General features: G+C 70.0%; 11 protein-coding genes and 1 pseudogene. 3 read left to right on the top strand and 9 right to left on the bottom strand.

Going from position 1 to position 14,484, the window contains the following annotated elements; genetic code table 11:
* Positions 1-154: 154 nt before the first annotated feature.
* Positions 155-628, bottom strand: coding sequence for a VOC family protein (locus H1D24_RS09110; RefSeq protein WP_181656904.1), 474 nt, complete (start codon positions 626-628; stop codon positions 155-157).
* Between the two features lie 485 nt (positions 629-1,113).
* Entirely contained in the window at positions 1,114-2,031 is a 918-nt protein-coding gene (locus H1D24_RS09105; RefSeq protein WP_181656903.1) for an NADP-dependent oxidoreductase, read from the bottom strand.
* Between the two features lie 451 nt (positions 2,032-2,482).
* Between H1D24_RS09105 and H1D24_RS09100 the strand changes: the two genes are divergently transcribed.
* Positions 2,483-3,868: an MFS transporter gene (locus H1D24_RS09100; protein WP_181656902.1), complete on the top strand. Its 1,386-nt coding sequence runs from the start codon at positions 2,483-2,485 to the stop codon at positions 3,866-3,868.
* Between the two features lie 46 nt (positions 3,869-3,914).
* Here H1D24_RS09100 and H1D24_RS09095 read toward each other — a convergent pair whose 3' ends face one another.
* The 4 genes from H1D24_RS09095 to lnt all read right to left on the bottom strand — a co-directional run bounded on the left by H1D24_RS09095 (position 3,915) and on the right by lnt (position 9,105).
* A complete protein-coding gene (locus tag H1D24_RS09095; protein ID WP_181656901.1) occupies positions 3,915-5,840 on the bottom strand; it encodes a helix-turn-helix domain-containing protein in 1,926 nt (641 codons plus the stop codon).
* A gap of 234 nt (positions 5,841-6,074) precedes the next feature.
* On the bottom strand, positions 6,075-6,887 hold the full coding sequence (locus tag H1D24_RS09090; protein ID WP_181656900.1) for a 3-hydroxybutyrate dehydrogenase: 813 nt from the start codon (positions 6,885-6,887) through the stop codon (positions 6,075-6,077).
* Between the two features lie 60 nt (positions 6,888-6,947).
* Positions 6,948-7,421, bottom strand: a complete 474-nt coding sequence (locus tag H1D24_RS09085; protein ID WP_181656899.1) for an NUDIX hydrolase — start codon at positions 7,419-7,421, stop codon at positions 6,948-6,950.
* Positions 7,422-7,488: 67 nt separating this feature from the next.
* A complete protein-coding gene (gene lnt / locus H1D24_RS09080) occupies positions 7,489-9,105 on the bottom strand; it encodes an apolipoprotein N-acyltransferase (protein ID WP_181656898.1) in 1,617 nt (538 codons plus the stop codon).
* Positions 9,106-9,345: 240 nt separating this feature from the next.
* On the opposite strand from lnt, the gene H1D24_RS09075 reads away from it, so the two are divergent.
* Positions 9,346-10,425 carry an O-antigen ligase family protein gene (locus H1D24_RS09075; RefSeq protein WP_181656897.1) on the top strand — a complete coding sequence of 360 codons (1,080 nt, stop codon included), beginning with the start codon at positions 9,346-9,348 and terminating at the stop codon, positions 10,423-10,425.
* A 23-nt stretch (positions 10,426-10,448) separates the two neighbouring features.
* On the opposite strand, the gene H1D24_RS09070 is transcribed toward H1D24_RS09075, so the two are convergent.
* Together H1D24_RS09070 and H1D24_RS09065 are read right to left on the bottom strand one after the other, a co-directional pair.
* Positions 10,449-11,003, bottom strand: coding sequence for a hypothetical protein (locus H1D24_RS09070; protein WP_181656896.1), 555 nt, complete (start codon positions 11,001-11,003; stop codon positions 10,449-10,451).
* A gap of 68 nt (positions 11,004-11,071) precedes the next feature.
* Positions 11,072-11,854, bottom strand: coding sequence for a glutamate racemase (locus H1D24_RS09065; RefSeq protein ID WP_181656895.1), 783 nt, complete (start codon positions 11,852-11,854; stop codon positions 11,072-11,074).
* Positions 11,855-11,912: 58 nt separating this feature from the next.
* Here H1D24_RS09065 and H1D24_RS09060 point away from each other — a divergent pair, with 58 nt between their 5' ends.
* Complete coding sequence (locus H1D24_RS09060) at positions 11,913-13,100, top strand: glycosyltransferase (RefSeq protein WP_181656894.1); 1,188 nt, start codon at positions 11,913-11,915, stop codon at positions 13,098-13,100.
* A gap of 22 nt (positions 13,101-13,122) precedes the next feature.
* On the opposite strand, the pseudogene H1D24_RS09055 reads toward H1D24_RS09060, so the two are convergent.
* Positions 13,123-14,411: pseudogene (locus H1D24_RS09055) on the bottom strand (TerD family protein).
* Between the last annotated feature and the right edge of the window lie 73 nt (positions 14,412-14,484).

Here is a 14,484-nt window from a genome sequence, read left to right as displayed (position 1 = left end):
CGCTGTTCCTGTGACTCGGTGGATGTTCCGGAGCGGGCTTGCCGGGTCTGCGCGACGTTGGCCGTATCTCCCGCACGGCGACGGGGCCCGAGGCCGACCTCAGGTCTCATGGAAGGGGCGTGATCTGCGGCGAGAGCCGATGCCTGAGGCGGTGTCAGCGGCCGGGGGCCCGCTGCTTGACTTCCTGGAGCACCCAGCCGCTGCCGTCCGGGTCGCTGAAGGTGGCGTAGGAGCCGTAGGAGTCGCGGTTGGGGTGCAGGCCGGCCACTCGCTCCTGGCCCTGGCCATCGTGGACGATCCGTCCAGCCTCGTGGCCGTGGTGGAAGATCCCTCCTGCATCGTGGAACACCTCGCTCACCTCGATGCCGCGGCCGACGAGATCCGCGCGGGCCTCCTCGATGTCGACGATGATGAGGTACAGGCCCTGGACGGAGCCCGGCGCCAGGGGGGTGAGCCCCTTACCGAAGATGATCGAGCACTCCGAGCCGGGCGGCGTGAGGTGCACCGCACGCCAGTCCTCAGTGGCGGCGGCATCGAGGTCCAGACGGAATCCCGCGGCCTCGTAGAAGGCCTTCGCCCGATCGACGTCGGAGACGGGCAGCACAATGAGTTCGAGCTTCAGATCCATGTCGGGTCCATCTTTCTTCTCGGCAACGGTGTGCCTGGGTCGTGGGCGTCACCGGTTCAGCAGGTGGTCACGGTCGGGCCGTCGAACTTCTCGCCACCTACCTCGGCCCGGCGGACGCCCGGCGCGGAATGCGCACCGGGCCGGGTGGGCCGTGGCGCAGCACGCCGGCCCGAAGCAGCGCCGGTCACAGGTGTTGTCCACGGTGGTCGACCGCTGCTGTTTCTCTGGTCGGCCTCTGGACTGGGTTGCTCGGCCGTAGCCTCGCCGAGCTCAAGCACGGACTGGAGCGTCGCTGCGAAGTCGCACATGTTGCGTGCCTCGTTCTCCAGACCCTCGTAGTAGCGCGCGGTCGGACTTTCTCCGCCTCGCGTCTTTCGCCCAAGGTGGATGGGCCCGCCCAACGGTGGGCGGGGCACCGTCGGTGACACCTGGGCCAGCGCATGAGACATCGTGACGACGAGGACGCCGATCCTGCTGCGTGGCGCTCATGCAACCTGGATGACGGCCTTGCCGACGGTTCCCTTCTTCGCGCGGAACGCCTCCGGGGCACGGTCCAGAGGATGGACGGCACCCACCAACGGGCGCAGCCGGCCCTCCCGGTGCCTGCCGATGATCCCCAGGAGGTGATCACGGTTGGGTTCGACGATGAAATACATGGCCCGACCGTCCTCGGGCCGCACGGTCGGGGGTTGGGCGATGGTCACCAGGGTGCCGCCGGGCCTGAGCACGGCGGCAGAGCGGTCGAGTACCTCCCCGCCGATGGCATCGAAGACGAGGTCGACGCGGCCTACCGCCTCCTCCCACGCCGGTTGTCCGAGGTCGACGAAAACCTCTGCGCCGAGCTCCAGCACCCGGTCCCGGCTCCCCTCGCGCCCCGTCCCGAGCACGCGCGCCCCGGCATCACGGGCAAGCTGCGTCGCGGCCATTCCCACACCCCCGCCCGCTCCGTGCACCAGCACGCTCTGCCCAGCCTCCAGCCTTCCGTGTATGAAGAGGCCCTGCCAGGCGGTGAGGCCCGGCATCGGCAGAGCCGCCGCCTGCACGTAGTCGATTCCCGCGGGCAGCGGCGCCAGATTGCGCGCCTCCACCGCCGTGTACTCCGCGAGAGTGCCGTCCCGGTTCCAGTCGGTCAGCCCGACGACACGCTGACCGACCGACAGCCCGGTCGTGCCGACCGCCACCTCGGCGACCTCACCCGACAGCTCGTGTCCCGGAATGACGGGCGCTCGGTCCCTGCCGCCCCGGTCGACCCAAGTGGCCGGCCAGGCCAGCTCATCCGGGGTGAAGCAGGCCGCACGCACCCTTACGATGACGTCGCCCTCGCCCGCGTACGGGTACGGGGTCTCCTCCACAACCAGGCTGTCCACGGCCGCATCACGATCGTGGGCTCGTACGGCCTTCATCGACGCTCCTTCCGGCAGCGAGCGAGTACCTCTACCGTTCCAGGATGAGGGCGTGGTGCCCTCGGGGCGATCCGGGGCGACGCACCTCCGATCTGGCCGTCTCAGGTGCACCCAGCACCTGAGCACCGGGGCTTGGATACGCACGCGCATCATGCACAAGCTGTGACCGGGAAGGCTCATTGGGTTGAGGCCGCCAAATCGGTCGGCAGCGTGTAGTCCCGCCCGTCAACCGCTACGTCGGCGGTCCGACCGGAGAAGCTCAGAACAACCTGGGCAGCCCCTTCGGGGCCTCGTCGAGGCCGTCGAGAAGGTCCCGGGACCGCTTTCATAGTGTGCGCGCGCACTCCAACGCCCGGAACTATGGTGTCCCACCACATACGCCTCTGACCTGCACGTTCCTACGGTGTGGCAACACGCAACCGTCCCCGTCGAACGCCAGGAAGTGGTGCCGATGTCGTCGCCCGCAACCGCTCCACCAGCCCCGTCGAACCTCAAGCGCATCGTCGCCGCCAGCCTCATCGGCACCACCATCGAGTGGTACGACTTCTTCCTCTACGGCTCCGCTGCCGCTCTCGTCTTCAACCAGCTCTTCTTCCCCGAATCCGATCCACTCGTCGGCACGCTGTACTCCTTCCTGACGTATGCCGTCGGCTTCGCCGCCCGGCCGCTGGGAGCGCTGGTCTTCGGGCACTACGGGGACCGGCTCGGGCGTAAGAAACTGCTGGTGTTGAGTCTGCTGCTGATGGGCGGCGCCACCTTTGCGATAGGACTGCTGCCGACCCACGCCACGATCGGAACCGCGGCGCCGGTGCTGCTCACGGTGCTGCGTCTGGTTCAGGGCTTCGCACTCGGTGGCGAGTGGGGCGGTGCCGTACTGCTGGTGTCCGAGCACGGCGATGCCAGGCGCCGTGGGTTCTGGGCCTCCTGGCCCCAGACCGGCGCGCCTGCCGGGCAGTTGCTGGCCACGGGTGTGCTCTCGCTGCTGACTGCGGTGCTGTCGGACGCTGCCTTCACGTCATGGGGCTGGCGCATCCCGTTCCTCCTGTCCGGTGTACTGGTCATGGTCGGTCTGTGGATTCGTCTCTCTGTCGATGAATCTCCCGTCTTCAAGGCCGCACTTGCCCAAGCCGCTGCGCGTAAGGCGGACCACGCCGCCGAGGTGGAAAAGCTTCCGCTGATCGCTGTGTTGCGCCACCACTGGCGTGACGTCCTGATCGCCATGGGCGCACGCATGGCGGAGAACATCAGCTACTACGTCATCACCGCCTTCATCCTCGTGTACGCCACGACGTCGGCCGGGGTCTCCAAGCAGACCGCCCTCAACGCCGTACTCATCGCATCTGCAGTCCACTTCGCGGTGATCCCGCTCTGGGGCGCTCTGTCGGACCGGGTCGGCCGCAGGCCCGTTTATCTGCTGGGCGCGGCAGGGGTCGGGCTCTGGATGTTCCCGTTCTTCGCGCTGATCGACACCGGCAGCTTCGGCAACCTCCTTCTCGCCGTGACCGTCGGACTGGTGCTGCACGGCGCCATGTATGCACCGCAGGCCGCCTTCTTCTCCGAGATGTTCGCGACGCGGATGCGCTACTCAGGCGCCTCGATCGGCGCGCAGTTCGCGTCCGTTGCCGCCGGCGCGCCTGCGCCGCTCATCGCGACCGCACTGCTCGAGGAGTCCGGCAGCTCCACCCTCATCGCGCTCTATGTGATCGCGGCAGCCGTGCTGACCCTGATCGCGGTCGGCGTGGCGAAAGAGACCAGGCAGCGTGACCTGGCCGAGGTGGAGCCCGGCAGTGGTCAGGATGCCCCCGTGGCGTCGCCTGCCGATGCACGGACCGCATAGGGCACGGTGCTCCGTTCGACCCCCGCACGCCTGGCGCGTGCGGGGGTCACGGTATGACTGCGGCAGACAACCGGTGCAGTCTCAGTGCGAGTTGGATCTCCAGCGCGCGGGCCGGGTTCTGCCATTCCGGGCCGAGCAGGCGGGCGATGCGTTCCAGGCGCTGTGCGACGGTGTTCACATGGACGTGCAGTTCGTCCTTCGTGCGGGCCGGGCTCATGCCGGAGGCGAAGTAGGCGTCCAGCGTGCGGACCAGATCGGTGCCACGCCTTGCGTCGTAGGCGACGACTTCCCCGATGGTGCGGTCGACGAAGCCGGCGATGTCCCGGCTGTCGGAGAGCAGTAGGCCCAGGAATCCGAAGTCCTCGGCTGCAGCGCCTTCGCCGGATCTGCCGAGCAGGCGCAGCGCGTCGACGCAGCGCTGCGCCTCCGCGTATGCGGCCACGACCGTGTCCGGATGTGCGGCGAGGTCCCCGACCGGTGCGGAGGCGCCGACGGTGACCGCCTCATGGACGGCTGTGCCGATGTGTTTCGCGGTGCGGCGGGCCACTGTGGCCGCGGTGTCGCCCTTGTGGAGCGGCAGCAGCAGAACTGTGCCGCCGTCGCGCGCGGCCGCCAGGCCGTGCCGGGTCGCGGCGAGATGCGAAGCTGCGGCCCACAGTCGCCGGCGCCCGGCGGCTCCTTCTTCGGCATCTGCGGCCGGAGCCTCCAAGCGGGCGGCGAGGACCACATGGGTGGCGTCGAGGTCGGCGCGCAGCCGGACTGCACGCTCCCGCAGCACGCGCGGGTCTCGGTCGCGGGAGTCGAGAAGGTCGTCCAGGAGTTCACCGCGGACGCGCTGTTCGGCTTCGGATGCCGAGCGTCGGGCGAGCATCAGCAGTGATGTGACCATGGCTGCCCGTTCCAGGGTGCGCTGGTCCACGGGGTCGAGGCCGGGGTGTCCCCGCAGCACCAGCGCGCCGAGCAGCTCATCGCCCGCGGTCACAGCCGCGATCCAGTCACCACCGTGGCGTACGGCGTGGCCTTCGGCTCGGGACGTCTCCAGGGCTTCGGCCGGAGCGGTGCCCGCGTCGGCGAACTCCACGGTGCCATCCAGGACCTGGGAGACCGCCGCGGCCACGTCGTGCACTCCTCCGCCCCGCAGCACCAGTTCGGCGAGCCGGTCGTGGACCTCCGAGGCACGCTCGATCACGCCGCTGCGGTCGCGGATGATCTCGTTGGCCCGCTCGAGGCGGCCGAGCGCTTCCCGTGTCTCCGTCAGCAGGTTCGCCGTGTCGATGGCGGCCGCCGCGAGGGCCGCGAACGAGCCGAGCAGGGCGATCTGCTCCCGTTCGAAGACGCGGGCGCGGCGGTCCGCGGCGAACAGCACTCCGATGACATGGGCGCCCAGCATGAGCGGAACGCCGAGGATGGCCACCAGCCCCTCTTCCCGCACGCCGGCGTCGATGGCCCCCGTGTGCTGAAAGCGGTCGTCTTTGAAGTAGTCGTCGGTGACATACGGGCGGGCGGTCTGGGCGACGAGGCCGCCGAGCCCCTCCCCCATGCCCAGCCGCAACTGCTGGAAGCGTGCCGCGACGGAGCCTTCGGTGACCCGCATGTAGGTGTCGCCTCTGGCCGGGTCATTCAGGCTGAGATAGGCGACGTCGGTGCCGAGCAGGGAACGGGCCCGGTGCACGATGGCCTGCAGGACGGCGTCGAGGTCGCGCAGGCCCGCGAGGTCGTGCGCGGTCTCGAAGAGCGCGGACAGTTCGGCCTCGCGGCGCCGCCGCCCCTCTATCTCCGAGCGCACGCGGAGAGCGAGCAGTTTGGCCTGCTCCAGGGCGGCGATGCGCTCGGGCGGCTGTCCGTCGGCGCGGGCGAGCAGCACCGGCTGCTCGTACGCATCGGCGGAGGCCCCTCTGGCGAGGAGTTCCAGGAACGGTGCCTCCACGCCGGCGGTGGTGCTTCCGGCGGAGTGCAGTTGATCGCGAGACATGTTCACAAGGATTACCTGCCGGACGGCCGGGCCCGCCAGCCCTGTGGATAACCCGCGGGCGTTCGGATTTTCGAGACCGCGGCCGAGTCAGTCGGCCCGCCGTGGTGAGTGTCGGCCACCGGGTGCATCGACCCGCCAGGTGCGTGCAGACCGCCAGGTGGGTGCGGACCCGCCAGGTGTGTGCCATCCGGCTCAGCCGTGTGCCGGCTGTCGGTCGGTCGGCCGAGTCAGCTGTCAGTGGGCCGTCCAGCCACCGTCCATCACCAGCGACGTACCGGTCACGAACGACGCCTGCGGGCTGCACAGATAGGCGACGGCCTCGGCGACCTCGGCGGGTTCGATGAGCCGCTTGACTGCGCTGTCCTGCAGCAGGACCTCGGCCAGCACGCGCTCCTCCGGGATGCCGTGCGCGTCGGCCTGGTCGGCGAGCTGTTGCTCGACCAGTGGGGTGCGCACATAGCCGGGATTCACACAGTTCGAGGTGACACCGTGCGAGGCGCCTTCCAGGGCGGCGGTTTTGGAGAGTCCCTCGAGACCGTGCTTGGCGGCCACATACGCAGCCTTGAAAGCCGATGCGCGGAGCCCGTGGACGGAGGAGACATTGACGATCCGGCCCCACCCTTGTCCGTACATATGGGGCAGAGCCCCGCGGATGAGGCGGAACGGTGCCTCCAGCATCACCGTCAGTACCGCGTGGAAGACGTCAGGCGGAAATTCCTCGATCGGCCGGACGAGTTGGATGCCGGCGTTGTTGACCAGGATGTCGGTGCCTGCGGCGGCATGCTCCGCTGCGTCCAGGTCGGTGAGATCGAGCACGCGCGGCTCGATGCTGCCGGGCAGTTCGCCGGCCTGGTCGACGAGTTCCGCCAGGCCGGCGTCGTCACGGTCCACGGCCCTCACCTTTGCCCCTGCCACGGCCAGCCGCAGCACACAGGCGCGGCCGATGCCTCCTGCGGCACCGGTGACGAGCGCGGTGCGGCCGCCGAGGTCGAGGGGCTGGGCTCCGAGGGCCTGAGCGGGGATGCCGGGGGTGAGGGGCGCGGTCATGCTCCGACCCTAAGCAGGACCCCCGCCTCAACCGATGTGGGCTACCCCCATACTTGGCCCCTAGGTCATAGGGTCGAACCATGTGGGTCCATCAGCCAGTGCCTGCTTGATCCGCAGCATCCCGAACTCGTTCAGCTCCGGCAGCGCATCGATCGTGAACCAGCCCACTTCCAGCGACTCGTCATCGTTGACCCGCGCCTCTCCGCCCACGGCCCGGCAGCGGAAGGTGATGTCCATGTACTGGCAGATGTCGCCGTTGGCGTAGGTGACTGGCTCCAGGGCCTGGACGAGAACGACGCGCTCGGCCACGCACCGTACCGCCGTCTCCTCGTACACCTCGCGCACGGCGCAGGCCGCCGGCTGTTCCCCTGGGTCCGGAATGCCGCCGATCACCGACCACTTGCGGGTGTCGGAGCGTCGCCCGAGGAGCACTCTCTCCTCGTCGTCGAGGACGATGGCGGTGACGCCGGGGAGCCACAGCAGCTGTTGTCCCGCGGTGGCCCGGATCGTGCGGATGAAGTCAGGAGTAGCCATGCGCCGACCCTAGCGGCCCGCCGCCGTCCCTCGTTCACGGCGATGGGTCACTGCTCCCGGCGATGGATTACTCCGAGGGTTCGCTGCGACGGCTTCGTACGGCCGCGGTCCCGGCCCAGCCGAGCCCGCCGGCCGCGATCAGCACCAGAAGGACCTCGGGAAGTACGCCCAGTCGCGTGGCCGGCGTCTGAGACGAGCGCAGCGGGACCTCCGCGACGAGCGAGTCCGGAGTGAACATCTGTGTCCTCTGGACGATCCGTCCGTCTGGCATGATCACCGCGCTGACGCCGCTGGTCACCGGCACGGTGACGGTCCGGCTGTGTTCCACGGCACGGATCCGGGACATCGCCAGCTGCTGGTACGTCATCTCGCTGCGGTCGAACGTCGCGTTGTTGCTGGGCACCGAGATCATCTGCGCGCCATGCGTCACCGTGTCGCGCACGGCCCAGTCGAAAGCGGCCTCATAGCAGGTGGCAAGGCCCACCTTGGTCCCCGCCATCGCGAACACGCCCGGCTTGTCGCCACGGCTGAAGTCCTGCCGCACCATGTCGACATCACTGCTGAAGACGCTGATGAACGAGCGCAGCGGTATGTACTCGCCGAAGGGCTGGATCTGCCGCTTGTCGTAGGTGTCGGTGGGGCCCTTCTCCGGGTCCCAGAGGATCTGCTCGTTGTAGAGCTTGCCGTTGTCGGCCAGGACGACGCCGCCGACCGAGATGGGCACGCCGATCGCCTTGGCGGCCGCATCGATCACGGCGCGCGCGTCAGAGTTGCGGAACGGGTCGATGTCGGAGGAGTTCTCCGGCCACAGCACGAAGTCGGGCTGCGCGACCTTGCCCGCCCTGACCTGCCCGGCCAGCCGCTCGGTCTCCCGCGCGTGGTAGTCGAGCACGGCGCGGCGCTGAGCGTTGAATTCGAGTCCCGCGCGCGGGACGTTGCCCTGGATGACGGCGACGGTCGCGGTACCGTCCTCGGCCGCGTCGCTGACGAGCGGACTCGCGGCGAAGGCTCCCGCGACCGGTGCGACCACCGTGAGCACGGCCGCCAACGCGGCGCCACGCTGCACGGTCCGGGCTCGCCGGGCCCCGGCCACCTGACGGACGGTCTCGTACAGACCGAAGCCGCACAGTACGACCGCGAAGCCGAGCACCGGCGTGCCGCCCGCGGCAGCGAGAGGGAGGAAGACCCCGTCTGCCTGCCCGAATGCGATCTTCCCCCAGGGGAAGCCGCCGAACGGTACACGCGCGCGTGCCGCTTCGCCGGCGATCCACACAGCGGCCGCCCACACCGGCCAGACAGGAAGCCGCGATACCGCTGCCATGCCGACGCCCACCAGAGCGACGAATACCGCCTCGACTGCGACGAGCGCCAGCCACGGCCCGGGACCGACCTCCACACCGGTCCATACGAGCAGCGGAAGCAGGAAGCCCAGCCCGAAGACGTAGCCGAGCCCGAGCCCCGCCTTCCAGGTGCGGCCCCGCAGACACCAGCCGAACACCGCGAAGGCGGGCAGTGCCAGCCACCACAGAGTGCGGGGCGGGAAGCTGACGTACAGCAGCACTCCGGAGAGCGCCGCCGCGGCGGCCGGGACGAGCCGACGCGCGATACGTGCCGCGCGGGGGGCGGGCTCTGCTCGCGGTTCGAGCTGTTCCGGCTCGTCTATGGAGGTGGCGGTGACGGTCACGCGGCGAGTCTACGGCGCGTGACCGCGGCCCCCGCAATGCGGGCGTACCGGCTCCTGGGGCCCGCCGCCTACCCGATTGCGGCCCGCCGTCTGCCCGTTTACTGCATCATTCCTGCGCAACCTGTCCACAAAATGGTGCACCAGCCGTTACCGTGTGCCCGAGTCCCCGGCACGTGGTCGTATCGGCCCGGCAGCCGGGGCCCGTCACATGTCGGGGGGCGACGGGTGGATGGTACGGGGATGGCGACGGCCGGTGGTCCGCCCGGTATGCGCGAGCTTCGCAGTATCTCGGACGCGGCAGGCATCGTCGTGCTGTCGGCGTGCGCGGTGTGGTCCCTGATCACCGCGGCCAGCCGCCAGGGCAGGCCCGAAGGCGTACTTCTCGCCGTCCTCGCCGTAGGCGCCGGGTATGCGTGCGGGCGGATCACAGGGGCGCTCCTGCCGGTTGGGGCACCCTGCGTCGGCGCTCTCGCCGGTCTGCTTTTCGCCGCTACCTCCCCTCCGGCTGCCCCGGGCCCGGACATGGCATCGCCGCTCGGCGACGCCGGGGCCACCGCCGCGCTGCTGGCGCTGTCCACCGGTGCTGCATGTTGCGCTGCCTGGGCCGCTGAACAGGCTGCACTGCGCCTTGCTCTGCGGTTGCTCGCGGCCGGGATCGTGGTGGCCGCCGCGACGCTGGGGTCGACGGCCGGGTTCGTGACGTGCGTCGGCGTGCTGCTGTACTCGCTCGCCGCCGCCCGGATGCGGCGCAGGGGCCTGGCCCTCGCCGGTCTCGGGGGCGCCACGGCCCTGGTGACAGGCCTGTCCTGGGCGGTCACCGAGGACGTCCTCCCGGATGGGCTGACGATCTCCCTCGAGGGCCAGCTGACCGAGCACCGGATTCTGTTGTGGCGGGACGCGCTCGACCTCGCCGGTCAGGAGCCGTTCCTCGGTGTGGGCCCGGGCCGCTTCGGCGAGCTGAGCCCCACGGTCGCCCAGACGCTGGTCGCGGACGGAAGGCCGCATTCGGCACCGCTGCAGCAGGCGGCCGAGCAGGGAATCGTGGGGGTAAGTCTGCTGGCAGCGGTGTTCTGCTGGATTCTGTACGCGTTGTGGCGGTCGCCGCGTGCCACGCCGGTCGCCGTCACGGCGGGTGCCGCTCTGACATCCCTGGCACTCATGGCCCTGGTCGGCAACACACTGAGCTTCACGACGGTGACGGCGGGCGGGGGACTGCTCGCGGGCTTTGCGACGTCGCGGCCGTGGGGTGATGATCTCGGGCACGGCTTCACCGGTGCGCAGGAACGTTCCGAAAGCGGCACGTTCACGGAGGGCCGCTGAGGACGGAGGGCCGCTGACTCAGGTCAGAGCGTGGGTCCGGGCGCTGTCGGGCGCAGCTGGGCGCGGATGGCCCGCACCGCCGCCTCCGCGTTGTCGACGGTGATCGTGAAGGTGTGACCGTCACCCAGCTTGAGCACCACCGCCTCGCCGCGCCGCACGATGACACCCGTGCCCTTCTCCGGCCGCCAGCGGTAGCCCCATCCACCCCAGTGCCGCGGGGTCACCCTGGGTACGAAGTCGACACGGACGATGTCGGCAAGCGGAATGCGGCGGCGGGGGACGCCGATGTGGCCGCACCGCACCTCCAGGAAGTCCTTGTCGACCTTCACGGCGACATGGACGAATGCCAGGGTGCCGAAGACCACGAGGAGTCCCACGGCGATGCAGCCGACGACGGACATGACCAGCGCGGTGACACCGGAGGCCCATGGGGATTCGACGGCAAGCTGGATGCCCAGGGCCAGGCAGGCGAAGCCCGCCGTCGCCAGCAGCCACTGTGCTCGATTGGTCGCGCGGCCGGTCCAGATCTCGGGCGGGGGGCCGGCGCTGCCCCGCTTGCCGTGGGGGTGGTCCCTCATGGCATGAGACTACTCATGTTCCGGAAGGATGGCACAGAGTCGCGGAGCGTGACTGACGATGATGTCGGTCACTGGGCGGGGCTGACGGCCGCCAGCAGCCTGCCCTCAGCGAAGGTGAGGGCGGTTTCGGGCAGTGCCGCCTCCTGTCCGCTGAGCAACACGGTCAGGCTGCCCTCTGCGGTCGCCGAGGGGGCGGGACGCTCGTTGATCCTGCGCAGCGCCTGGGCGGCTACGGCGCCTGCGGAGCCGTGCAGGGCGAGCGGCGGCAGATCGGGCTGCTGGAGGGCCTCGCGAATGAGTTCCTCTACCAGTTCGTAATGGGTGCAGCCCATGACGACGGCCCTTACATCAGCCGGGGTGAGCGCGGCGGCCGCGGCGATCGCTTTCTCGATCGCCGCCTCGTCGGCGTGCTCCACGGCGTCGGCCAGGCCGGGGCAGGGCACCTCGGTGACCTCGATGCCAGCGGCGAAGTCGGAGATCAGACCTCGCTGATACGGGCTTCCCGTGGTGGCGGGCGTCGCCCAGATGGCGACGGGGCCGCCACCGGCGGCAGCCGGCTTGATCGCCGGGACGGTACCGATGACGGGCAGGTCCGGTTCCAGACGTGCGCGCAGAGCGGGCAGAGCGTGCACGGAAGCGGTGTTGCACGCCACGATCAGCGCATCCGGCCGGTATGCGGCGGCCGCCTCGGCGGCGGCCACGGCATGGTCCGCGACGTGGTCGGGGGTGCGCCCCCAGGGCATTCCGTCGGGGTCCGTGGACAGTACGAGATCGGCATCGGGCCGCAGGCGGCGTACCGCCGCAGCCGCCGCGAGCAGTCCGAGTCCCGAGTCCACAAGCGCGATCTTCACCCGGTCACCTTAGACGATGGGGTCCCGGCGGCCGGTGCGGTGGGGCAGACTGCGGCGGGTGAGCGCCGTTGTGTGGACCGCCGCCGGATCACTGGCCGTGTGGCTGTGGCTGCTGCTGGGGCACGGCTTCTTCTGGCGTACGGACCTGCGGTTGCCGCCGCGTGAGGATCCGCGGGAGTGGCCGGCCGTTGGCATCGTCGTACCCGCGCGGGACGAGGCCGGCGTACTGCCGGAGAGTCTGCCGTCACTGCTGGCCCAGGACTATCCGGGGCGTGCGGAGGTGTTCCTCGTCGACGATGGCAGCTCGGACGGCACCGGTGAGCTGGCGCGCACTCTGGCGGAGCGGCACGGCGGGCTGTCGCTCACCGTCTCGTCGCCGGGCGAGCCGCCCGAGGGCTGGACGGGAAAGCTCTGGGCCGTACGGCACGGCATCGGACTGGCACGCGCGCGTGCACCGGAATACCTGCTTCTCACCGACGCCGACATCGCGCATGGGCCGGACAGTCTGCGGGAGCTGGTGGCCGCGGCGGGCGCGGGTGGGTTCGATCTGGTGTCCCTGATGGCCCGGCTGCGCGCACAGAGCGCCTGGGAGCGGCTCGTGGTGCCGGCCTTCGTCTACTTCTTCGCGCAGCTGTATCCGTTTCGCCGGATCGGCGGAAGGGTCTCCCGGACAGCGGCCGCGGCCGGCGGATGTGTGCTGTTGCGTGCGGACGCCGCCGAGCGTGCACGGGTGCCGGATTCCATCCGGCATGCCGTCATCGACGACGTCTCGCTCGCCAAGGCGGTCAAACGCAGTGGTGGCCACATCTGGCTCGGTCTCGCCGACCGGGTGGACAGCGTGCGCCCGTACCCGCGCCTTGCCGACCTCTGGCGGATGATCTCGCGCAGCGCCTATGCGCAGCTTCGGCACAACCCGTTGCTGCTGCTCGGCACCGTAGGCGGTCTGGTCGTGGTGTATCTGATGCCGCCCGTCGCACTCGTCGCGGGCCTCCTCACCGGCAACGCGGCGGCGGTCGCGGCCGGTGGAACGGCGTGGCTGCTGATGGCCTCGACGTACGCACCGATGCTGCGCTACTACGACCAGCCGCTGTGGCTTGCCCCCCTGCTGCCCGCCACGGCCTTCCTGTATCTCCTGATGACTGTCGACTCCGCGGTGCAGCACTACCGGGGGCGAGGAGCGGCCTGGAAGGGGCGCACCTATGCGCGTCCGGGGGCGGCCCGCGAGTCCGCGCCCGAGCAGCGCTGAACCACTCCGGCCCGCTGTCCCGTCACTTCCGGCCGGGCGTCCAGTTCATGCCCCAGCCGTACGCGCGGTCGATGGTGCGCTGCGGGCTCACCCCGCGCTCAGGGACGAGGTAGCGGGCTTCGCGCTGCACGACGAGGTCGCCCCCGGTGTTGGTGATCAGCGCGAGCGCGCACACCGTCGACGGCACCGTGCATTCGTCCAGAGAGAACTCGACCGGCGCGCCGTGCTGCGGCTGCAGGGTGACCGTGGCGTGCAGATCGGCGAAGGAGCGCGCACCTTCGTAGATGGCCACGAAGATGAGCACGCGCCGAAGGCTGTCCTTGTGGTCGAGATTGATGGTGAGGTTCTCGCCGCTCTCGACTGCTCCCGTCCGGTCGTCACCGTCGAGATGTATGTACGGAGGTTGGTGGAGCGCTCCGAAGGCGTCGCCGAGGGCCTGGACGACGCCCTTGCGGCCGTCTGCGAGTTCGTACAGCGCGCAGAGGTCCAGATCGAGGTCGGCGTGCATGGCGACGGCGCGGCTGCGTTTGCTGCCCCACCCCTTGAATTGTTTGCGCACCTGCCAGTTGAGGTTCACGCGCATGGCCCCCGAGGTGCTGCCCTGCTTGGTCAGCGAGACGGACGGTGCCTCCTTGGTGAGCGTCACCTTGGTGAGCCGCACGGGCGAGGGAGGAGCGGGCGATACGGGCAGCGCATCCGTCACGGGAGGCGGAACGGTGACCGGCGGGGAAAGAGGAGGCGCGGGAGCGGTGGCGGGTGGCGTCGCAGGAGCCGGCGCTGCGGGCGCCTTCGTCTGCTGCGGTTCGTCGACGGTGATACCGAAGTCCGTTGCCAGGCCTTCGAGTCCACTGCTGTACCCCTGGCCGATCGCACGGAACTTCCAGGCTCCCTGACGGCGGTAGAGCTCACCAAGGACGAAGGCCGTCTCCACGGTGGCGTCCGTGCTGTCGAAGCGGGCGATCTCGGTGCCGGACGCGGCGTCGAGCACCCGGATGTACAGCCCGGCGACCTGTCCGAACGTACCGCCGTCCGCCGATGCGGCCCGGTCTCGATGGCGGGTTCCACGCGCGCGAGGTCCACGAGGAGCGTGTCGGTCACCCCTCCGCCGGCGTTCCGCTTGCCCTCGTGCCGTACCGCGCTCGAGGCGTGCACCGGCTGGTTGTAGAAGACGAAGTCCCCGTCGGATCGCACCTTTCCGGCGACGAGCAGGAGTGCGGAGGCATCCGCGTCGGGCACACCGGGGCCGGAACGCCAGCCTAATTCGATCCGAACAGCCGATGCCGGCACCTGAAGATTCGAACCCTTAGCCATTGACATGTCCGCTCCCAACACGCGTCGCCGAGGCCGGCCGAGCCGTCTTTGCGTTGACGGCCAACCTATTCCT

Source organism: Streptomyces himalayensis subsp. himalayensis (genome assembly GCF_013778455.1).
GTDB lineage: Bacteria > Actinomycetota > Actinomycetes > Streptomycetales > Streptomycetaceae > Streptomyces > Streptomyces himalayensis.
This window is presented reverse-complemented; position numbering and strand designations above follow the sequence as displayed.